The organism is Acinetobacter sp. CAU_H_56, assembly GCF_058599425.1.
The window spans coordinates 168,421-187,692 of record NZ_CM178654.1; the positions used below are offsets into that span (position 1 = coordinate 168,421).

At 43.2% G+C, this 19,272-nt stretch carries 24 protein-coding genes; 14 read left to right on the forward strand and 10 right to left on the reverse strand.

Features of this window, described 5'->3' with window-relative positions:
• From znuB to AC4MCC_RS00795, 3 genes are read right to left on the reverse strand one after another with little or no spacing between them, the layout of a single operon-like run.
• Complete coding sequence (gene znuB / locus AC4MCC_RS00785) at nucleotides 1–801, reverse strand: zinc ABC transporter permease subunit ZnuB (RefSeq protein WP_491880366.1); 801 nt, start codon at nucleotides 799–801, stop codon at nucleotides 1–3.
• Nucleotides 802–804: 3 nt separating this feature from the next.
• Nucleotides 805–1,587 (reverse strand): zinc ABC transporter ATP-binding protein ZnuC, encoded by a 783-nt coding sequence (gene znuC / locus AC4MCC_RS00790; RefSeq protein WP_419364987.1) that lies wholly within the window; start codon nucleotides 1,585–1,587, stop codon nucleotides 805–807.
• Nucleotides 1,569–2,066: a transcriptional repressor gene (locus AC4MCC_RS00795; RefSeq protein ID WP_005233384.1), complete on the reverse strand. Its 498-nt coding sequence runs from the start codon at nucleotides 2,064–2,066 to the stop codon at nucleotides 1,569–1,571. Before AC4MCC_RS00795 ends, znuC begins: the two co-directional genes overlap by 19 nt.
• 145 nt (nucleotides 2,067–2,211) lie before the next feature.
• Between AC4MCC_RS00795 and AC4MCC_RS00800 the strand changes: the two genes are divergently transcribed.
• From AC4MCC_RS00800 to AC4MCC_RS00850, 11 genes are all read left to right on the forward strand, one after another.
• Complete coding sequence (locus AC4MCC_RS00800) at nucleotides 2,212–3,051, forward strand: metal ABC transporter solute-binding protein, Zn/Mn family (RefSeq protein WP_180168100.1); 840 nt, start codon at nucleotides 2,212–2,214, stop codon at nucleotides 3,049–3,051.
• 170 nt (nucleotides 3,052–3,221) lie between these two features.
• A complete protein-coding gene (locus tag AC4MCC_RS00805; RefSeq protein WP_166139355.1) occupies nucleotides 3,222–3,620 on the forward strand; it encodes an ATP synthase subunit I in 399 nt (132 codons plus the stop codon).
• 104 nt (nucleotides 3,621–3,724) lie between these two features.
• On the forward strand, nucleotides 3,725–4,600 hold the full coding sequence (gene atpB, locus AC4MCC_RS00810) for a F0F1 ATP synthase subunit A (RefSeq protein WP_004970145.1): 876 nt from the start codon (nucleotides 3,725–3,727) through the stop codon (nucleotides 4,598–4,600).
• Between the two features lie 86 nt (nucleotides 4,601–4,686).
• Nucleotides 4,687–4,932: a F0F1 ATP synthase subunit C gene (gene atpE, locus AC4MCC_RS00815; RefSeq protein WP_000424060.1), complete on the forward strand. Its 246-nt coding sequence runs from the start codon at nucleotides 4,687–4,689 to the stop codon at nucleotides 4,930–4,932.
• Between the two features lie 39 nt (nucleotides 4,933–4,971).
• Nucleotides 4,972–5,442 carry a F0F1 ATP synthase subunit B gene (locus AC4MCC_RS00820; protein WP_067731406.1) on the forward strand — a complete coding sequence of 157 codons (471 nt, stop codon included), beginning with the start codon at nucleotides 4,972–4,974 and terminating at the stop codon, nucleotides 5,440–5,442.
• A 12-nt stretch (nucleotides 5,443–5,454) separates the two neighbouring features.
• Nucleotides 5,455–5,991, forward strand: coding sequence for a F0F1 ATP synthase subunit delta (locus AC4MCC_RS00825; RefSeq protein WP_419364982.1), 537 nt, complete (start codon nucleotides 5,455–5,457; stop codon nucleotides 5,989–5,991).
• A 43-nt stretch (nucleotides 5,992–6,034) separates the two neighbouring features.
• A complete protein-coding gene (gene atpA, locus AC4MCC_RS00830; protein ID WP_004780707.1) occupies nucleotides 6,035–7,579 on the forward strand; it encodes a F0F1 ATP synthase subunit alpha in 1,545 nt (514 codons plus the stop codon).
• An 88-nt stretch (nucleotides 7,580–7,667) separates the two neighbouring features.
• Nucleotides 7,668–8,537, forward strand: coding sequence for a F0F1 ATP synthase subunit gamma (atpG, locus tag AC4MCC_RS00835; RefSeq protein ID WP_004780708.1), 870 nt, complete (start codon nucleotides 7,668–7,670; stop codon nucleotides 8,535–8,537).
• 30 nt (nucleotides 8,538–8,567) lie between these two features.
• Nucleotides 8,568–9,962 carry a F0F1 ATP synthase subunit beta gene (gene atpD, locus AC4MCC_RS00840; RefSeq protein ID WP_004780710.1) on the forward strand — a complete coding sequence of 465 codons (1,395 nt, stop codon included), beginning with the start codon at nucleotides 8,568–8,570 and terminating at the stop codon, nucleotides 9,960–9,962.
• A gap of 26 nt (nucleotides 9,963–9,988) precedes the next feature.
• Nucleotides 9,989–10,408 carry a F0F1 ATP synthase subunit epsilon gene (locus AC4MCC_RS00845; protein WP_004780711.1) on the forward strand — a complete coding sequence of 140 codons (420 nt, stop codon included), beginning with the start codon at nucleotides 9,989–9,991 and terminating at the stop codon, nucleotides 10,406–10,408.
• A 146-nt stretch (nucleotides 10,409–10,554) separates the two neighbouring features.
• A complete protein-coding gene (locus AC4MCC_RS00850; RefSeq protein ID WP_067762729.1) occupies nucleotides 10,555–10,857 on the forward strand; it encodes a hypothetical protein in 303 nt (100 codons plus the stop codon).
• Nucleotides 10,858–10,870: 13 nt separating this feature from the next.
• On the opposite strand, the gene AC4MCC_RS00855 is transcribed toward AC4MCC_RS00850, so the two are convergent.
• A complete protein-coding gene (locus tag AC4MCC_RS00855; RefSeq protein ID WP_067762728.1) occupies nucleotides 10,871–11,314 on the reverse strand; it encodes an AAA family ATPase in 444 nt (147 codons plus the stop codon).
• A gap of 106 nt (nucleotides 11,315–11,420) precedes the next feature.
• Here AC4MCC_RS00855 and AC4MCC_RS00860 point away from each other — a divergent pair, with 106 nt between their 5' ends.
• Both AC4MCC_RS00860 and adhP read left to right on the forward strand, forming a co-directional pair.
• Nucleotides 11,421–11,882, forward strand: coding sequence for a hypothetical protein (locus tag AC4MCC_RS00860; protein WP_067762727.1), 462 nt, complete (start codon nucleotides 11,421–11,423; stop codon nucleotides 11,880–11,882).
• A gap of 317 nt (nucleotides 11,883–12,199) precedes the next feature.
• Nucleotides 12,200–13,228 carry an alcohol dehydrogenase AdhP gene (gene adhP / locus AC4MCC_RS00865; RefSeq protein WP_067762726.1) on the forward strand — a complete coding sequence of 343 codons (1,029 nt, stop codon included), beginning with the start codon at nucleotides 12,200–12,202 and terminating at the stop codon, nucleotides 13,226–13,228.
• A gap of 98 nt (nucleotides 13,229–13,326) precedes the next feature.
• Here adhP and AC4MCC_RS00870 read toward each other — a convergent pair whose 3' ends face one another.
• The 4 genes from AC4MCC_RS00870 to AC4MCC_RS00885 all read right to left on the reverse strand — a co-directional run bounded on the left by AC4MCC_RS00870 (nucleotide 13,327) and on the right by AC4MCC_RS00885 (nucleotide 15,943).
• The gene (locus AC4MCC_RS00870) at nucleotides 13,327–13,920 is read right to left on the reverse strand and encodes a PM1805 family lipoprotein (protein ID WP_491885547.1); all 594 of its coding nucleotides are present in this window, start codon (nucleotides 13,918–13,920) and stop codon (nucleotides 13,327–13,329) included.
• Nucleotides 13,921–14,084: 164 nt separating this feature from the next.
• Nucleotides 14,085–14,468, reverse strand: coding sequence for an RcnB family protein (locus AC4MCC_RS00875; RefSeq protein WP_419364976.1), 384 nt, complete (start codon nucleotides 14,466–14,468; stop codon nucleotides 14,085–14,087).
• Nucleotides 14,469–14,676: 208 nt separating this feature from the next.
• Entirely contained in the window at nucleotides 14,677–15,222 is a 546-nt protein-coding gene (locus AC4MCC_RS00880; protein ID WP_491885548.1) for a glutathione peroxidase, read from the reverse strand.
• A gap of 175 nt (nucleotides 15,223–15,397) precedes the next feature.
• The gene (locus tag AC4MCC_RS00885; RefSeq protein WP_491885549.1) at nucleotides 15,398–15,943 is read right to left on the reverse strand and encodes a glutathione peroxidase; all 546 of its coding nucleotides are present in this window, start codon (nucleotides 15,941–15,943) and stop codon (nucleotides 15,398–15,400) included.
• A gap of 191 nt (nucleotides 15,944–16,134) precedes the next feature.
• On the opposite strand from AC4MCC_RS00885, the gene AC4MCC_RS00890 reads away from it, so the two are divergent.
• Nucleotides 16,135–17,034 carry a DMT family transporter gene (locus AC4MCC_RS00890; protein WP_491885550.1) on the forward strand — a complete coding sequence of 300 codons (900 nt, stop codon included), beginning with the start codon at nucleotides 16,135–16,137 and terminating at the stop codon, nucleotides 17,032–17,034.
• Between the two features lie 436 nt (nucleotides 17,035–17,470).
• Here the strand turns inward: AC4MCC_RS00890 and tsaC are convergent, their stop codons facing one another.
• Both tsaC and dprA read right to left on the reverse strand, forming a co-directional pair.
• Nucleotides 17,471–18,040 (reverse strand): L-threonylcarbamoyladenylate synthase type 1 TsaC, encoded by a 570-nt coding sequence (gene tsaC, locus AC4MCC_RS00895; protein ID WP_419375242.1) that lies wholly within the window; start codon nucleotides 18,038–18,040, stop codon nucleotides 17,471–17,473.
• 40 nt (nucleotides 18,041–18,080) lie between these two features.
• Nucleotides 18,081–19,220, reverse strand: a complete 1,140-nt coding sequence (gene dprA / locus AC4MCC_RS00900) for a DNA-processing protein DprA (protein WP_180018517.1) — start codon at nucleotides 19,218–19,220, stop codon at nucleotides 18,081–18,083.
• Nucleotides 19,221–19,272 lie beyond the last annotated feature (52 nt).

The window sequence follows — 19,272 nt, forward strand, 5'->3', positions numbered from 1 at the left end:
TTAAGTCAGTTTTTTAAACTTCTGTAGAATAAAAATAGCGGTAAACAACACTGACATGGTTAGGACAATGGTCAGACCTGTTGACGTATTCAGACCTGCACTTGACCAGAGTCCGACTGTCACACCAATCTGTGCAATCACAAAAGCCCAGATCACCATTTGACGAGGGGAATTTGCCAGTAGGCGAGCAGTGAGTGCTGGAATCACCAGCAATGCCCCCATCAAGAGTGAACCGACTGCACGTAATGCTAAAACAGTGAATAGTGCCAGTAACAACATGAAGATCAGACGTTGCAGTTTTGCATTCACGCCTTCACTGATTGCCATATCAGGATCAATCGCAATTTGGATTTGCGCCTGCCAACTTTTATACAGAACGGCCAATGCCAAGATAATCACAACGGCAAAAGTAGGAAGATCTGTCCATGAAATGGTGAGTAGATCACCAAACAAATAGCTAAGCAGTTCCGGTCTTAAACTCGGTAAATGTTGAATAAATAACAGGCCTGAACAGAGTAGGGTCGCTGAGCAGAGTGCCAACAATGCATCATTTGGCAAGCGTGGGTCATACAGTACCCAAAGTACAGCGACCAATAAGACTGCAATAAAGCTGACACCCATCCAGAGTGGCAGGCTCATCGCACCGGCAATCGCAACACCGAGCAAAGTACCATGTGCCATCGTATCTGCAAAGAAAGACATACGACGCCACAGCATCAGACAGCCGAGCGGTGCGGTCAGGAACACCAAGAGTGTTCCCATAATCCATGCAGGTAATAGGAGAGATAACCAATCCATCATGGCTTAAGCTTCCGGCTCGGGGTGAATGTGGGGACGTGAATCGTGCTGGCATGGTGTCGCGGAGTCACCATGCGCACAATGGTCATGATGATGCTGGTAGAACACCCGGTTGGTACCAAAAATGGCCTGATATTCTGGATGTTGCTGCACACTTTCCGGTAGCCCGCTACAGCAGATATGTTTGTTGAGACATACCACACGATGCGTACCTTGCATCACCCATTGCAGGTCATGCGAGACCATTAAAATGGCACAGCCATATTTTTCCGGCAGGCTACGCACATATTCATACAGTTCAGCCTCAGACTGAATATCTAGACCCTGCATCGGTTCATCCAGTACTAGAATATCCGGCTGACGTAATAAGGCACGAGCCAACAACACACGTTGACGTTCACCGCCAGAAAGCTGTTGAACTTTGGAATTTTCCAGCTTGGCAATGCCAGTATCCCGAATGATTTCAGCTTTAATAGCTGAAGGGCATTTTTCTAGTGCCAGCAGATCTTTAACCCGTAGCGGCAGACTATGTGACGGATTGAATTTTTGTGGCACATAAGAAAATTTCAGCTTACGCGCCGTTTTGATTTCACCGGATTTCGGTTTGACGATCCCAAGCATGACCTTTATTAAGGTCGACTTACCGGCACCGTTCGGACCAATCAGCGTAACAATCTCTTTCTCCTGTAGCGAGAAATCAATAGCCTTTAAAATGTCACGATCATCAATATTGACCCAGATCTTGCAAAGCTGGATCAAGGGTGATGCATTCAAGCTTTGTTGCGACACTGCTGACAGATTCCTGAAATTTCGATAATGCTGTGGTGTGCACTAAAATCGTCTGAAGCCGCCAAGGCATCCAGTTGTTCTAATAAACCTTGTGCAGATGCTTCTTTGACTGCTTTACATTCAGTACAAATCAAGAATGCCGCCTGATGGCCTTCACGCGGATGGCAGCAGGGAATATAGGCATTAATAGAGGTCAGGCGATGAATAAAGCCTTTTTCTAATAAAAAGTCGAGTGTACGGTACACGGTCGGTGGGGCAGCGGGACGGTCGCTGGCATTTTTCATTTGTGCCAGCAGATCATACGCACCCATCGGGCCGCTTGCATTCAGAATCAGTTCCAGTACCTCTTTACGCAAAGGAGTGAGGCGTGCGCCACTTGCCGCACAAAGACTCTCTGCTTCGGCCAGGCGTTGCGCGACATTTGGATGGTCGTGTACGCCGTGCAATGCATTGTGGTGTTCGTGCGAACATGAACCCATAGTTCACCTCAGGTGCGAAACTGAAAATTAAAAGATTTCAAATCTTAACATGAAGCGCCCAGAGTTTCGATTGGGCATAGGTATTTTTATAATTTTGTTATATTATAACACTATTAAATTTGTCCTTATATAGCGATTTCTCTTCATGTTCCGTTTCCTTGCCCTGTGTAGCCTGGCTTTGTTCAGTACCCTTAGCTGGTCGCAAAGTCTGGTGGTTTCAACGCAGCCGATTTATCTGATTGCCAAGACCATTACTCAAGGCGTGGAACAGCCGACTTTATTATTGGCCAATCAAAGCGGTCATGATGTCAGCCTGACCCCGGCACACCGTAAAACGATTCAGGATGCTGGCTTGGTGATCTGGTTAGGGCAGGCACATGAAGCACCGTTGGCAAAAGTGTTGAACAATAACAATAAAAGTATTGCGATTTTAGATTCGGGTATTCTGACCACTTTGCCAATGCGTAATCCACGTGGGCAAGCATTAAAAGATACTGTTGATACCCATGTCTGGCTCGATCCCAACAATGCAGTGCGCATCGGTTTCTTTATTGCTGCATTACGTTCTCAGCAGCTGCCTGAGCATCGGGAAGCCTATTGGAAAAATGCGCGTGAATTTGCCCAAACTATGTTTTTGACTGCACAGCGTTATAGTTCTACAAGTAAAGCTAAACCTTACTGGTCCTATCATGATGCCTATCAATATCTGGAACGCCCATTGAATCTGAAGTTTATGGGAGCCTTAACCGATGATCCACATGTGTCACCAACCGTGGCGCAAATCAAGTATCTGCAAGACAGTCGTGTGCAGAGCAAAATGTGTCTGCTGGCAGAAGCACATGCTGGTGAAAATCAGTACCGTAAACTGAAACCGATTGTGTTCCAGAGTGTCGATGAAAGCATGAGTGGGGCAGGGGACTTTATCCAGGCCTGGCAGAAATTGGCCGAGCAAACCCGTAAATGTGTGTTAAATGCCCATCAATGATTTAAAAATAATCAAGTTTTGATTAGTTTGCCAGCATTTGATCTGTTGAAAAAAACACGACTAAGGTCGGGAAAAGATTGCATGTTCAGGGGTGTAACTCTATAATGCCTGCGATTAAAAATAATCATCAGCTAAACTTGTCAAGCATGCTTGCTGTGAGTGAATAAATAATGAGCCGAACTAGTCGCTTGATTGACCGACGATTAGCGAAAGCTTTAGTCCTCTTACAAGCATTAATGATTCCTGTTTCAGCCTTGATTGGCTGGGTCGTGAAAGACTCAACCGTAGCCTTGAGTGCCGCTTTGGGGGCGTTCGTCTGCTGGCTTGCGAGTTGTTATTTTTCATGGCAATCATTTCGAGCGGCAGGAGCCCGGGCATCTAAGCAGGTTCTTTCGAACATGTATAAAGGCCTGATGGGCAAGTTTGCAATTGTGATTGTTGGTTTCATTTTAATTTTAAGCAATGTCAAGCCGTTATCCCCGGTTGCGTTGTTTTGTGGTTTTATGCTCGTTCAAGCCATGTCGTGGGTCGCTCCTTTTTGGGTGTCACGTCTACAAAAACGAGTTTAAACACAACAAAAAATTGAAAAGTTTTTTTAGGAGCAGGCGAGATATCAAGCAGCACGCGATATTCGTTTGTTCTATAGTTTTTTGACATTGACCAGGTGTGATTTATGGCTGCTGAAGAACATGCCCTTACTTCGACCGAGTATATCAAGCATCACTTGACCAACATGACCTATGGCAAAATGCCAGACGGTTCATGGAAGTTGGCTGAGTCTGCTGAAGAAGCTCAACAGATGGGGTTCACTGCTATTCACTTGGATTCAATGGGTTGGTCTATCGGACTTGGTCTGATCTTCTGTTTATTGTTCTGGATTGTCGCGAAAGCTGCAAATTCAGGCGTGCCTGGTAAATTCCAGTCAGTAATTGAAGTGATTATCGAGTTTGTAGATTCAAGTGTACGTGATACCTTCCATGGGAAGTCTCGATTAATTGCACCCTTAGCATTAACCATTTTCGTGTGGATTTTCCTCATGAACTTGATGGATTTAATCCCTGTTGACTTTATTCCTTATGTAGCTCAACAGGCGATTGCATCTATGCTGGGTGTGGACCCTCATCAGGTTTACTTTAAAATTGTTCCGACTACAGATCCAAACATTACCTTAGGTATGTCTATTTCTGTATTCTTCTTAATTATTTTCTATAGTATTCGTGAGAAAGGTGTTGGCGGCTTCGTTGGTGAGTTGGCACTTAACCCATTTAACCCAAGTAATCCAGTTGCTAAAGTGCTTTTAATTCCATTCAACTTATTGTTGGAATTGACTACTTTCTTGGCGCGACCAGTTTCATTGGCTCTACGACTGTTCGGTAACATGTATGCGGGTGAGTTAATCTTCATTCTTATCGCGTTATTACCGTTCTGGATCCAGTGGGCATTGTCTGTGCCTTGGGCGATTTTCCACATTTTGATTATTACGCTACAAGCATTCATTTTCATGATGTTGACAATCGTGTACATGAGCATGGCAAGCGAAAAGCATTAATGGTATGGCCTAACTGTCATCGGGCGGTTGGGCACACAATTTTTTAACTTAATTTGGTATAAAACCTAACCTCTGAGGAATTTTTCATGGAACTCACTTTAGGTCTAGTTGCAATTGCATCTGCTATCTTGATCGCTTTCGGTGCTTTAGGTACTGCGATTGGTTTTGGTCTTCTAGGCGGCCGTTTCCTTGAAGCTGTAGCTCGTCAACCAGAATTGGCTCCACAACTTCAAACTCGTATGTTCTTAATCGCGGGTCTTCTTGATGCTGTGCCTATGATCGGTGTTGGTATTGGCTTGTTCTTCATCTTCGCTAATCCATTTGTAGGTTAATCAGCTTAATTCCGAAATTCACTATTTGAGGAATTTGCAATGAATATCAACCTCACATTGTTTGGCCAAGCGATTGCGTTTGCGATTTTTGTCGCATTCTGCATGAAGTTTGTATGGCCACCACTAATCAATGCGATTAGTGAACGTCAGCGTAAAATCGCTGATGGCTTAAATGCTGCTGAAAAAGCGAAGGCTGACCTTGCAGATGCGCAAGCACAAGTGAAAGCTGAACTAGACGCGGCAAAAGCTCAAGCGGCTCAATTGATCGAACAAGCGAACCGTCGTGCAGCACAATTGGTAGAAGAAGCGCGCACTCAAGCATCTGCTGAAGGTGAACGTATTCGTCAACAAGCGAAAGATGCTGTTGATACTGAAATCAATGCTGCTCGCGAAGAATTACGTCAACAAGTGGCTGCTCTTGCAGTAGCTGGCGCTGAGAAAATTCTTAGCCAACAAGTTGACGCAGAAGCTCACAATGCCATGCTGACTCAGCTGGCTGCTAAACTTTAAGAGAGGCGGATTATGGCTGAACTCTTGACGTTGGCACGCCCTTACGCAAAAGCAGCATTTGCTTACGCTTCTGAGCAAAGTGCAGCTGACACTTGGTCAACTGTACTTGAATTGCTTAGTGCTGCGGTGCAAGACGAAGCATTTTCAGCTTATCTAAATCGCCCTGAGTTGACACCTGCTGAGCAGGTGGCTCTTTTCGCTAAAGTTTTAGGTGAAGACCAAACTGCATCAGTGTCAAACTTTTTGACATTGCTTGCTGAAAACGATCGTTTGGTTCTTCTTCCTGAGATTGCAGCAGAATTTGAGCAGCTTAAATCACAGAATAACAATACTGTGGATGTAGTGATTGAATCTGCATTCCCATTAACTTCTGTTCAAGAACAATTACTTGCGCATGCATTAGAGAAAAAATTCGAAGCTGCCGTAAATGTTTCTGTAGAAGTTAACCCAGCGTTAATCGCGGGTGTGGTTATTCGTGCAGGCGACCAAGTGATAGATGATTCTGCGCTTAATAAGCTTGAAAAAATGCGTACTCGTCTTCTTGCTTAATAAATAAGAAGACTGAACTTTAAAAAGATTGAGGTATAGCGCAATGCAACAACTGAATCCATCCGAGATCAGTGCGCTCATTAAACAGCGTATCGGCGATCTGGACACCAGCGCGACCGCTAAAAACGAAGGTACCATTGTTATGGTATCCGACGGTATTGTGCGCATTCACGGCCTTGCTGATGCAATGTACGGTGAAATGATCGAATTCGACGGCGGCTTATACGGTATGGCACTGAACCTAGAACAGGATTCAGTGGGCGTCGTTGTTTTAGGTAACTACTTAAGCCTTCAAGAAGGTCAAAAAGCTCGTTGTACAGGTCGTGTATTAGAAGTTCCGGTTGGTCCTGAACTTCTTGGCCGTGTCGTAGATGCTTTGGGTAACCCGATTGATGGTAAAGGCCCTATTGATGCAAAACTTTCTGATGCTGTTGAAAAAGTAGCACCAGGTGTAATTTGGCGTCAATCAGTGGATCAACCTGTACAAACTGGTTATAAATCAGTAGATACAATGATCCCAGTAGGCCGTGGTCAACGTGAGTTGATCATTGGTGACCGTCAGACTGGTAAAACAGCTATGGCGATCGACGCGATCATCGCTCAGAAAAACTCTGGCATTAAATGTATCTACGTTGCAGTTGGTCAAAAACAATCAACTATCGCAAACGTAGTACGTAAGCTAGAAGAAACTGGCGCTATGGCGTATACAACTGTTGTAGCAGCAGCTGCAGCCGATCCAGCAGCAATGCTGTTCTTGGCTCCATACTCTGGCTGTACAATGGGTGAATACTTCCGTGACCGCGGTGAAGACGCTCTGATCATCTATGATGACTTGTCTAAACAAGCTGTTGCGTATCGTCAAATTTCATTGCTTCTTCGTCGTCCACCAGGTCGTGAAGCTTATCCAGGTGACGTGTTCTATCTACATTCACGTCTACTTGAACGTGCTTCTCGTGTATCTGCTGACTACGTTGAGAAATTCACTAACGGTGAAGTTAAAGGCCAAACTGGTTCATTAACTGCATTGCCGATTATTGAAACTCAAGCAGGTGACGTATCTGCATTCGTACCAACCAACGTAATTTCGATTACTGACGGTCAGATCTTCCTTGAAACATCATTGTTCAACGCAGGTATTCGTCCTGCTGTGAACGCGGGTATCTCTGTATCTCGTGTTGGTGGTTCTGCGCAGACTAAAGTCATCAAGAAATTGTCTGGTGGTATCCGTACTGCACTTGCACAGTACCGTGAATTGGCAGCGTTTGCTCAGTTCGCTTCTGACCTTGACGAAGCAACTCGTAAACAGCTTGAACACGGTCAACGCGTAACTGAGTTGATGAAGCAAAAACAATATGCTCCATACTCAATCGCTGACCAAGCTGTATCAGTTTATGCATCTAACGAAGGCTACATGGCTGACGTAGAAGTTAAGAAAATCGTAGACTTTGACGCTGCGTTAATTGCTTACTTCCGTTCAGAACACGCTGCGTTAATGCAAAAAATTGACGAGACTGGTGCTTGGGATAAAGATATCGAAGCTGAATTCAAAGCTGGTATTGAAAAATTCAAAGCGACTCAAACTTACTAATTTAGCAACTTGCTAGATTGGTGTTGGTTTGGTTCACGGAATCAACCTTCGAGGGCTCGTAAGGGCCTTCGAATACTAGGTTAAGCGTATGGCAAATTTAAAAGAAATTCGCGCCAAAGTAGCTAGTATCAAAAGCACGCAGAAAATTACTCGCGCGATGCAGATGGTAGCAGCTTCTAAGATGCGTCGTGCGCAAGAGCGCATGGCTCAAGGCCGTCCGTATGCCGAAAATATGCACCGTGTAATTGCTCATTTGGTACAAGCGAATCCTGAATATAAACACCGTTATATGGTTGAACGTCCTGTTAAGCGCGTTGGCTATATCATTGTGTCTTCAGATCGTGGCCTTGCTGGTGGTTTGAACATTAACCTGTTCAAGAAAGTGGTAAAACACGTTCAGCAGCAACAAGAGCAGTCAATTGAAGTTCAATTTGCTTTGATTGGTCAAAAAGCGGTTTCGTTTTTTAAAAACTACGGCGGTAAAGTGCTTGGTGCGACCACTCAAGTGGGCGACACTCCAAGTCTTGAACAGTTATCTGGTTCTGTACAGGTGATGTTAGACGCTTATGATAAAGGCGAATTAGATCGTATTTATCTGGTTTCTAACGGCTTTGTCAATGCCATGACTCAAAACCAAAAGATCGAACAGCTTGTTCCTTTGGCAGCTGCTGAAGAAGACAAGACGCTTAACCGTCAATACGGTTGGGACTACATCTACGAGCCTGAAGCTGAAGAGCTTTTAAATGGCTTGTTGGTTCGTTACATCGAGTCTGTGGTGTATCAAGGTGTGATCGAAAACATCGCGTGTGAGCAATCTGCTCGTATGGTTGCAATGAAAGCTGCAACTGATAACGCGGGTGAATTGATCAAGAACCTGCAACTTATTTATAACAAGCTGCGTCAAGCCGCGATTACTCAGGAAATTTCTGAGATCGTTGGTGGTGCCGCTGCCGTTTAACATATATTAGTTTGAATTGAGGAGACAGCAATGAGTAGCGGTCGTATCATTCAGATCATCGGCGCGGTTATCGACGTCGAGTTTGAACGTAACAGCGTTCCTAAGATCTATGACGCTCTCCAAGTTGACGGTACTGAAACTACTTTAGAAGTTCAGCAACAACTTGGTGATGGCGTTGTTCGTACTATTGCAATGGGTTCTACTGAAGGCCTTAAGCGTGGTTTGAACGTAACTAACACTAACGCTCCGATCTCTGTACCAGTAGGTACAGCGACTCTTGGCCGTATCATGGACGTTCTTGGTCGCCCGATCGACGAAGCTGGTCCTGTTGCGACTGAAGAGCGTTTACCAATTCACCGTCAAGCGCCTTCTTATGCAGAACAAGCGGCTTCTACTGACCTTCTAGAAACTGGTATTAAAGTCATCGACTTACTATGCCCGTTCGCGAAAGGTGGTAAAGTTGGTCTGTTCGGTGGTGCCGGTGTTGGTAAAACTGTAAACATGATGGAGTTGATCAACAACATCGCGAAAGCGCACTCAGGTTTATCTGTGTTTGCTGGTGTTGGTGAACGTACTCGTGAAGGTAATGACTTCTATCACGAAATGAAAGACTCTAACGTTCTTGACAAAGTAGCAATGGTCTACGGTCAGATGAACGAGCCACCAGGTAACCGTTTACGCGTAGCGTTGACTGGTTTGACTATGGCTGAGTACTTCCGTGATCAAAAAGACGAAAACGGTAAAGGCCGTGACGTACTATTGTTCGTCGACAACATCTATCGTTATACACTAGCGGGTACTGAAGTATCAGCACTTCTAGGCCGTATGCCATCTGCAGTAGGTTACCAACCGACTCTTGCAGAAGAGATGGGTGTTCTTCAAGAACGTATTACATCTACTAAGTCTGGTTCTATTACGTCAATCCAAGCGGTATACGTACCTGCCGATGACTTAACAGATCCATCGCCTGCAACTACGTTCGCTCACTTGGACGCAACTGTTGTATTGAGCCGTGACATCGCTTCTCAAGGTATTTACCCAGCGATCGATCCACTTGACTCTACTTCACGTCAGCTAGATCCACTTGTAGTTGGTACTGAGCATTACGAAATCGCTCGTTCAGTTCAAAACGTTCTTCAACGTTATAAAGAATTGAAAGACATTATCGCAATTCTTGGTATGGACGAATTGTCAGAAGAAGACAAACTTACTGTATACCGTGCACGTAAGATCCAACGTTTCTTCTCTCAACCGTTCCACGTAGCTGAAGTGTTTACTGGTGCTCCTGGTAAACTTGTACCGCTTAAAGAAACGATTCGTGGCTTTAAAGGTCTTCTAGCTGGTGAATACGATCACATCCCAGAACAAGCGTTCTACATGGTTGGTGGTATTGACGAAGTGATTGCTAAAGCTGAGAAACTTTAATTAGTTCCCTAATTTAGGAGATTCTCATGGCGACTATGCAATGTGACGTTGTAAGTGTTCAAGAGTCTTTGTACTCAGGCACTGTAACTATGCTAATTGCTAAAGGTGCTGGCGGTGAGTTAGGTATTATGCCTGGTCACGCTCCGCTGGTAACTTTGCTCCAACCTGGCGCGATCCGCGTTATTTTGGAAAACGGTACAGAAGAATTAATCTATGTATCTGGTGGTGTTCTAGAAGTTCAACCGCATGTTGTTACGGTTCTTGCTGATACAGCAGTCCGTGCAGAAAACTTGGATGAAGCGGCAATTATTGAAGCGCGTAAACACGCTGAACAATTGCTCGCAAATCAAAAGAGCGATTTGGACTCTGCTGCTGCTTTGGCTGCTCTTGCAGAAACTGCTGCTCAGCTGGAAACGATCCGCAAAATCAAAAACCGTGCAATGTAATTGCTGGTTTGAGATTGAAGAAACCACCCGAAAGGGTGGTTTTTTTATGCCTAAGGTATTTGAAAAAACTGATCAATCTAAAGTTGCATGTATTTTATTCATGTTTTAATTTATTCTCATTCAATTCAACTGCCTAATACTGCCTTATGAATCTCATCGCTTTTGAACCTCACTTTTGGGAACTTTACCAAGACTTTGATCAATATTATTTAAGTATTGCAGTCGATATGAGTTCGGTGGTGTCTTGTTGGGATGTGGAATTGACGCATGAAGAAGTGCAGCAATATGAGCATCGTGGTCGTGTCAGTATTCAAGAACTGGCAAAAGAGATGGTGGCTGCAACCTATAGAGGTGATTTTAGTTCTTTGGAAAGTCGCTTGGTGAAACCGTATGAACGACAAGCCATGCAAGCTGCGTTTAAAACATGGCAACAGCAGCAAGCTGAATAACTGGTTTATGCGGTTATGGGTTCATCGGTAAGATTGAAAACTCGCCATTGGCAATAATTTTAAGCTTAAAAATTTCAGTAAAACCTTCTGCATAGCAGGGAATTTCTAATTTTTTATAGGTGGCTCGAATCCCAATTTCAGGAATATTGGCCTTACCTTCTCTATAACTATTACGCTCTAAAGTACTGGCCAAATCAGTGTCAAAATAATAAGCAATCACGTCAAAGCCAGCATCTCGCGCACGTTGAATATAACGTGCACGATCCATACGTGTCGGGTTGGTATTATCAATCACCATTTTGGTTTTAGACACTAAACCAGCTTCAAAAATTATATTTTCACGATGTCGAGTTTTCAGCATATCAAGATTAATACGCAAATGACTGTGGTATAAATTCAACATATAAAATGTGGACTTACCCGATGCTTGTACGCCGGTAAAAATAATCAGTTGCATAGTGGATGAAAAAATCTGTAGGCCTTATATTGCATATTAAAGCAGCTACAGGCTTTTGCTACAATTTCTGCACTACCAATAACAACAAAATAGGTCAGGACTTTTTATGTATACACTTCGATTATGTTTCTGCTTATTGCTGGCAATGCCGCTGCTTGCCTGCCAAAGCCAATATGTCACCACACCGAATGTCGCAACTGAAGCCGCATTGGTGGCAGAATCGGTGGATAATGGCATCAGTACAGAACTTGAAATTCCCTATTTATCCGCTTTTCGCAACCTAAGACAAGCCTATAACCATTGTGTGGCGTTCACCTCAGCAGAAGCTTATGTGTATACCGACAATCGGCTGGAAGAACATTTGGAGCAGGGCACGCTGATGGCGCGTACAGAAAATGGTGCTTTTCTGCATAAAATGTTGGTGGAGGGAATGGGAGCTGACAAAACTCGAATTACCCTGTTCCTGCCAGCCAAATATCATTTTGCTCAAGCCCGTTTTAAGCAAGATGTGCAACGTGCACTCGGACAAGATAAAAACTGTAATACTTATGAATTTGCTCAATCTTAAAGTAAGAAAAAGAGGCAGTTGTTTATTTTCTGGTTGAGAGATTTCCCATGCTTAAAAACTCTCAATTTTTCAATGGATTTGGATATGGTCTATCAACAACATGCGGAAAATTTTAGATTAAAAATATTGTAAATTTACAGCATGACATTTTGTGAGGTGTAGTCGATAAACCGATCATCAGGCAGTGAATCACAAGAAGTAGCAAACCGAGAGAATTGCTTACAAATTCATCACGCTGACCTATTTATTCTTCCTCTATAGTAGAACAAGGTTGTTTAAAAAATAATCTCAACACTTATAAGATGGAGAGAATAAATATGGCAACAATGAAAGCAGCCGTAGTGACTGCATTTAATCAACCACTACAAATACAACAAGTCGAAATTCCTAAAGTCACGCCGGGCAAAGTCTTGGTCAAAATTATCGCGACAGGTGTCTGTCATACCGACTTACATGCCATGCATGGCGATTGGCCTGTTCAGCCAACCTTACCTTTTATCCCCGGGCATGAAGGGGTGGGTGAAGTAGTTGAAATTGGTGAAGGAATTGAACATTTAGAAGTTGGTGATATCGTCGGTATTCCTTGGTTATATTCAGCGTGTGGGCATTGTGATCATTGCTATGCGGGCTGGGAAACCTTATGTAAACAACAACAGAACTCAGGCTATTCGGTCAACGGCAGTTTTGCAGAATATTGCTTAGCCGATGGTGATTATGTCGGTGTGATTCCTGAGGGTGTCGATCTACTGGAAATCTCACCTATTCTATGTGCTGGTGTCACCGTTTATAAAGGACTGAAAATGACCGAGGCTAAAACTGGGGATTGGGTTGCCATTTCCGGTATTGGCGGTCTAGGTCATGTGGCGGTGCAATATGCGAAAACAATGGGTTTTAATGTCGTGGCGATTGATGTTGATGACTCAAAACTTGAGTTGGCCAAAAATCTCGGCGCCGATGTCGGCATTAATGCCTTAAAAACCGATGTGAAAGAGGCGGTATTGCAGGCAACGGGTGAAGGTTGTCATGGTGTCTTGGTGACTGCGGTTTCTCCGAAAGCCTTTGAACAAGCCGTGTCGATTATACGTCGCGGTGGTACGATGGTCTTAAATGGTTTGCCGCCCGGCACTTTTGACTTGTCGATCTTTAACATGGTGCTGGAGGGAATTACGGTACGTGGTTCAATTGTTGGGACACGTCTGGATTTAAAAGAAGCGCTAGATATTGCCGCGCGCGGTAAAGTCAAAGCACATATTCATGTTGAACCGCTTGAAAATATCAACGATATTTTTGATCGTATGGAAAAAGGTAAAATTGATGGCCGTATCGTGATTGATATGCGGCTTTAATGCAAAATCCCACAGCAACATAACATAGAGCAAAATCAAGACAGACCAGTTCAGTATGATCGAAAGGTCTGTCTTGCATGTTTAGAGCTAAGAGAAAATTAGCTTTCTGATGTTTTTTCTTGAGCTGAATGATCTGAAATGATCATGCTGGCAAGTTTCACCATCTCCAGTTGGATATTGCCCATTTGATTTTTAATTTTCTGAATATCCACTTGAGTTAAATCCATTTGGCCATTTAAAAAGGGTGAAGCCAAAACTTGCTGATTGGCAGCTTGTAAATTGCTGCGAATATCATTGATTTCAGTGCTTTTTAGGTTCAGTCCACTGAGTGCCTGATTAAAACCTTTCAATTGTTGTTGTAGCTGATCGGCTGCCTTTTGCAGTTGAATCGGGTCTTGGCTACTGACCGCCGTTTCAATATCGCTTTGGGTTTGTTTCAATTGCTCAACATAGCTGCCCGCTTTCAATTGCATGTCGGCGACATCACGGACAATGTAAAACATATTGCCAGACTTCAGCTCTGTTTGCGCAGTCGTCGTGCGATCACTTTGCTGTGCAGGTTCAAGATCAGTAGAAAGCGTACTTTGTTCTTGCTCGACCGGTGCTTCGGTCGCCTGTTCACAGCCCATTAATAAAACGCCTGAGCTAAATAGTGCAAAAGGAAGAAGAGCATTTACAAGAATCTTGGACATGAAATCGTGGTCTCGGAGCAGGTGGTTCTAATGCATGACTATAAGAATAAAATGTGAAGATAAAAAAGATTGTTGCAAAGTTATAACAAATATTTTGAATACAAATGATTAAGACATTAAAAAAGAGTGCCGAAGCACTCTTTTTTCACCGAGGAGGATAAAACTTATCCTGCAATAATTTTAATAATATTATGGCTCATCACATTGGTAAGTATATAGTCACCATTTACTTTGATCCATTGCTGATTTTTACCAGGTTTGCTGAGTTTTTTGTATTTGCTGTGATCTACCTTATAAATTTTGCTCTGGAACTGAGTTGGTACTTTTTGACCTACGCGCCAATCGCGTGAAGGATCTACTTTCTTATGTACCTGTTTATGCTGTTGAGCTTGTGCAGGGGATTTATGCTGTGCATGATACTGTTGCTGAACATGCGTTTTTTGTGGCTGATGATGTTGGGAATAATGCTCTGGAGCTGCAGCAAAAGCTGAAGTCGCCACAAGTGCACTAGATAATGAAAATACGACTGCTTTTACTAAGTTTTTCATGTTCTGAACCTATCGTTATCTCTCTTAGGATAACTGCATATTAGGCTCAACTCATTGATAAATATGGAATGAAATGTTGTAGAAAAATAAAAATTCAGTGTAAATCATGGAGATTTTAGAGCCAGGTAAATCTTGTTATAAGTGTTTGATTATACATTAAAAAATAAGTATCTATTCTTGAAATAGATACTTACATTACTGTTACAAATTATTTAGCCAATTCTGCATTGATTGCATCTTGCAAGCGAGCATCATCTGCTGGAATATTGGGTGCAAAACGCGCGACTACTTCACCTTGCTTGTTGACCAGGAATTTCTCAAAGTTCCACAGCACTTCTGGTAATTCATTTGGCGTATTACCAAAACTTTTCAGGCGCTCTGCAAAATCTTCGCCCCCTGTACGTTGCGGCTGAGCTTGGGTCAGATAATGGTAAAGAGGATGCTGATCTTCACCCACGACAGAGATCTTGGAGAATAGCGGGAAATCTACATTGTAGTTCAGACTGCAGAACTGCTGGATTTCCTCGTCTGTACCCGGTTCCTGACCTTTAAAGTTATTCGCAGGAAAAGCCAGAATTTCCAGTCCTTCGGTTTTCTTCTCATTATAAAGTTTTTGCAGTCCTTCATATTGTGGGGTTAGACCACATTTTGATGCGACATTCACAATCAGCAGGACTTTGTCCTGATAATTGGATAAAGTCGTATCTTCTCCAGTGACGGTTTTTACCGGAATCTCATAAATGGACTGGCTCATATTATTTTAGTCGAGTTGTTATGGAAATAGACTCTTGTTTTATCGGGTCTGGGCGGTTTCAGCAAACATAAATTTTAGATAAGCTTGTGAAAAAAATATGAAATTCAATGTTCATGCCTATGAGCCAGGTCGGCTAAACTGGTCATCAGTTGCAACCGACCTATTTAAAAAAGACTTATTTAGCAAGCTCAGCATTGATTGCATCCAGCAGGCGTGAATCATCTGCCGTGATATCCGGTGCAAAACGTGCAACGACTTCCCCCTGTTTGTTCACCAGGAATTTTTCAAAGTTCCAAAGGACTTCAGGCGGTTCATTTGGAGTCAGGCCATAGTCGACCAGATCTTTCCACCATGGACCTTCACCGATACGTTCTGGCACAGCCTGAGTCAAAGTAGCATACAAAGGATGTTTAGCTTCACCCACGACCGGAATTTTGGCAAACAGCGGGAAATCCACCTGATAATTTAGGGAACAGAATTCCTGAATTTCCTTTTCACTTCCAGGTTCCTGTTCCAGAAAATCATTGGAAGGGAAACCTAAGATTTCCAGTCCTTCGGCTTTTTTATCCTCATAGAGTTTTTGCAAGCCTTCGTATTGTGGAGTGAGGCCGCATTTTGATGCCACATTCACCAATAGCAAGGCTTTGCCTTGATACTGGTTCAGCGTCGTGTCCGTTCCTTGAATCGTTTTTACCGGAATGTCATACACAGAAGTGCTCATCAGATTTCCTTTTTATTAAATGAATGAGGGCTATTTGTTTTAACGGGTATTTAAATACAGTACAAGTCGGAATCAGTGAAATGCTTACTTGCCGGCTACAAATAGCATTAATTTTAGTTGAAAAATCAATTATGCTTAGGCACTTGCCAAGAGGGCATAGATTAACAATAGATAGAGACAGGGATGAAGTTATGACGCAGCAGCAAAAAACAATGTGGTGGGCCATGCTGCTTCCCTTGACTGCGGTCCTGATCTGGTCATTGAATATGACCGTTAACCGTTATGTGGCGGATTATATTTCTCCCTTAAGTATCAGTTTTTATCGCTGGGTTCTGGCTCTGCTGATTTTAACGCCGTTAATGTGGCCTAAGGTTCGCAAAGCCTGGCCAGAAATTCGACCACATCTGGGGCATCTGGCTGTCTTAAGTGCATTGGGCATGGTGTTGTATCAAGGGCTGGCTTATACCTCGGCACATTATACCAGTGCCACCAATATGGGCCTGATCAATGCCTTTATTCCGATTTTTACCATTATTGTCGGAATCTTTGTTTTACATGTTCGTCCCACCTTAATGGCAGTAATTGGCAGTATTTTGTCTTTTATTGGTCTGATGTATGTGATGGGGCAGGGGCAGTGGGCACATTTGCTTGATGCAGGGGACCATTATATTGGTGATCTGTTAATGCTGATTGCGGTATTTTTCTATGCTTGTTATGGCGTTTTGCTCAAAAAATGGCAGATCCAGATTCCGCTATTGGTTAGTCTGTATATGCAGATTTTTTTGGCCGTTCTCTATCACATTCCTTTAGTGCTGTACTCAGGTCTGGATGCTATTAATAGTAATAACGCAGCAAGTATTATTTATGCCGGAATTTTTCCTTCTATTGCTGCCCCATTCTTATGGATGATGGCTGTACAACAACTTGGTCCAAACCGCAGCAGTATTTTTATGAATCTGATGCCGGTCTTTACGGCGTTAATCGCTTATTTATGGTTGTCTGAAGCCTGGACGATCTACCACAGCATTGGTGGTGCCATTATTCTGGTAGGTATTTTATTGGCGCAATACCCTGCTAAACCCAAGGTTTAAGCTATTAAATACAGGGCTGAAGTTTTGTTTGTTTAATATTTGAACAAATGATTACATTATTTTTACAGTATTATTCCTGAAATTTAGTGATTATGGATATAAAAATAAATTATTAAAAATTAACTTCATTTTAAAACTGAAACAAAAATAGCAAGATATTTTGAATTTTGATTAAATTTTAAATATTTTTAATAGAAAAAATATATTAATACATTGTTTTATTGTATTTGCTGTTGTAACGGATTTCTCGCATAATGCCCGCATCGAGAATGATGAATCAGAAAAAACCTAGATTTATCAAACTCCCAGAGATTTACAGACCCTCTGGATGTGATAATACACATCCTTTTTTATGCTCAACCATCCCTATATGGTTGAGCTTTTTTTTGTCTTAAAACTTTAGTCGGCTTGAAAAGAAAAATGACTGAGCAAAGGCTCAGTCACGAATAATTTCACCTGTTACCGCATCAATAATCCGGCTTGGTTTCTGGCTCAGTCCCAGATCGCCATTCAGATAATTTAGATCCTGGTCAAAATAACGCATGGCATCTTGCAGGGAACGTGCAGGTTCTAGGCCGGCAGGATTGGCACTGGTTGAAACAATAAAACCGCCAAAGGCTTGGCACAAGGCTACACAAAGAGGATGAGTAGTCACGCGTACTGCCACTTTAGGGTGTTTGCCTTTAATCCAGCCTGGAATATCGTTATTGGCAGGGAGTAACCAGGTGGTTGCCCGGTCTGTAGGTCGATCATTACTCCAGGACGCAATTACTTTTTCACGCATTTCTTCACTTAGATCCTGAAGTAAATGTTCCACTTGTGAAATATGAGCTGCGAGTAAAATCACGCCTTTTTCAATCGGGCGCTGTTTTAAGGTTAAAATCTGGTGAAATGCCTGTTCATTGTAGGGGTCGCAACCTAAGCCCCAAACAGCCTCTGTAGGGTATGCCAAGACCTGTCCAGCTTTGAGACATTCAGCTGCTTCGGCAACAGAGGTGGTGATCATGTGTATACCTTATCAAAACAAGAAGTGTCTATTGTGAACCTTATTTATGTGGACGACAACGTAGATACATGCCGGCTTGCTGGGTGCAAAAGCCAAGTAGCTCCAGTTCCATCAATTGACTGGTCAGAGAAGAAACATCCTGTTGCAGATGATGACTGAGATGATCCAGATCCTGTCCGACCCAGTCCAACTGGTTATAAAGTCTGAGCAGATGGGGCGGTATGTGTGCAGGAAGTTCATCCGCCATGTCATGTTGTACTTCATTTTGTAAGGCTTGCCATTGGGTCGCCAGAGCCAGTTCTTCAATCACCTGTTGTGGGTGATCAATCAGAATCGCGCCTTCACGAATCAGCTGATGGCAGCCCTTATGATATTCGCTATAAATATGCCCCGGAATGGCAAATACAGTCTTGCCTTGTTCGGCAGCCAGTTTGGCCGTAATCAGAGAGCCGCTTTTTAAGGTTGCTTCAGCCACAATGACCCCGAGACTTAAGCCACTGACAATCCGGTTACGCCGTGGAAAGTGATGCTGCAACGGTGGAGTCTCTGGCAGAAACTCGGTAATGACCGCACCACCATGTGCAATGATTTCCTGGCGCAATTGTGCATGTTGAGAAGGGTAGGTTTGATCCAGCCCGGTTCCCATCACCGCAATGGTTCCCTGATGTTTTAATCCTGCCCGATGAGCAGCTTCATCTATGCCTTGTGCTAATCCACTATTAATATAGAAACCCTGTTCACTCAAATAAAAGGAGAAATCATAAGCTACTTGCCGGCCGTGAGGACTCGGCTTGCGACTTCCTACAACCGCAATTTGAGCCTGAAGCAATGTATCCGGCTGACCTTGACCAAAAATAATTGGTGGTTTGTCTACATAGTGGCTGAGTTGCTGCGGATAGTGCAGATCATGATAGAGCAGGATGAAATCACTATCTCGTTGAATTTTTTCCAGACAGCGCTGAAATTTCTGCTGTGATTCTGGAAGCGAGAAGTCCTTTAAGCGTTGGACATGATTGGCATGAATGCCAAGAGCCTGCCAGGTAGGCACCTGATCAGGCTGTATGGCTGTGGTCAGACTTGAATAATGCTGACTGATTTTATAGAAGCTCGAAAGAGAATGCTGAACCAGATACCATAACGTCAGTGTTTCCAGTTGCACGCGTGATAACGAGTTCAGCATATCGAGACCTATATCTGTGTCTTCTTATTCTTTAAGTTGTAAAGTTAGATCA

Coding starts and splice junctions, on each gene's coding strand:
- AC4MCC_RS00860 (WP_067762727.1), top strand. CDS start 11,421: ATGTATACACTTCGATTATGTTTCTGCTTATTGCTGGCAATGCCGCTG.
- atpA (WP_004780707.1), top strand. CDS start 6,035: ATGCAACAACTGAATCCATCCGAGATCAGTGCGCTCATTAAACAGCGT.
- AC4MCC_RS00880 (WP_491885548.1), bottom strand. CDS start 15,222: ATGAGCCAGTCCATTTATGAGATTCCGGTAAAAACCGTCACTGGAGAA.
- AC4MCC_RS00805 (WP_166139355.1), top strand. CDS start 3,222: ATGAGCCGAACTAGTCGCTTGATTGACCGACGATTAGCGAAAGCTTTA.
- AC4MCC_RS00870 (WP_491885547.1), bottom strand. CDS start 13,920: ATGTCCAAGATTCTTGTAAATGCTCTTCTTCCTTTTGCACTATTTAGC.
- atpE (WP_000424060.1), top strand. CDS start 4,687: ATGGAACTCACTTTAGGTCTAGTTGCAATTGCATCTGCTATCTTGATC.
- AC4MCC_RS00885 (WP_491885549.1), bottom strand. CDS start 15,943: ATGAGCACTTCTGTGTATGACATTCCGGTAAAAACGATTCAAGGAACG.
- tsaC (WP_419375242.1), bottom strand. CDS start 18,040: ATGATCACCACCTCTGTTGCCGAAGCAGCTGAATGTCTCAAAGCTGGA.
- AC4MCC_RS00850 (WP_067762729.1), top strand. CDS start 10,555: ATGAATCTCATCGCTTTTGAACCTCACTTTTGGGAACTTTACCAAGAC.
- atpG (WP_004780708.1), top strand. CDS start 7,668: ATGGCAAATTTAAAAGAAATTCGCGCCAAAGTAGCTAGTATCAAAAGC.
- AC4MCC_RS00890 (WP_491885550.1), top strand. CDS start 16,135: ATGACGCAGCAGCAAAAAACAATGTGGTGGGCCATGCTGCTTCCCTTG.
- znuB (WP_491880366.1), bottom strand. CDS start 801: ATGATGGATTGGTTATCTCTCCTATTACCTGCATGGATTATGGGAACA.
- AC4MCC_RS00795 (WP_005233384.1), bottom strand. CDS start 2,066: ATGGGTTCATGTTCGCACGAACACCACAATGCATTGCACGGCGTACAC.
- AC4MCC_RS00855 (WP_067762728.1), bottom strand. CDS start 11,314: ATGCAACTGATTATTTTTACCGGCGTACAAGCATCGGGTAAGTCCACA.
- adhP (WP_067762726.1), top strand. CDS start 12,200: ATGGCAACAATGAAAGCAGCCGTAGTGACTGCATTTAATCAACCACTA.
- dprA (WP_180018517.1), bottom strand. CDS start 19,220: ATGCTGAACTCGTTATCACGCGTGCAACTGGAAACACTGACGTTATGG.
- atpD (WP_004780710.1), top strand. CDS start 8,568: ATGAGTAGCGGTCGTATCATTCAGATCATCGGCGCGGTTATCGACGTC.
- atpB (WP_004970145.1), top strand. CDS start 3,725: ATGGCTGCTGAAGAACATGCCCTTACTTCGACCGAGTATATCAAGCAT.
- AC4MCC_RS00800 (WP_180168100.1), top strand. CDS start 2,212: ATGTTCCGTTTCCTTGCCCTGTGTAGCCTGGCTTTGTTCAGTACCCTT.
- AC4MCC_RS00875 (WP_419364976.1), bottom strand. CDS start 14,468: ATGAAAAACTTAGTAAAAGCAGTCGTATTTTCATTATCTAGTGCACTT.
- AC4MCC_RS00845 (WP_004780711.1), top strand. CDS start 9,989: ATGGCGACTATGCAATGTGACGTTGTAAGTGTTCAAGAGTCTTTGTAC.
- AC4MCC_RS00825 (WP_419364982.1), top strand. CDS start 5,455: ATGGCTGAACTCTTGACGTTGGCACGCCCTTACGCAAAAGCAGCATTT.
- AC4MCC_RS00820 (WP_067731406.1), top strand. CDS start 4,972: ATGAATATCAACCTCACATTGTTTGGCCAAGCGATTGCGTTTGCGATT.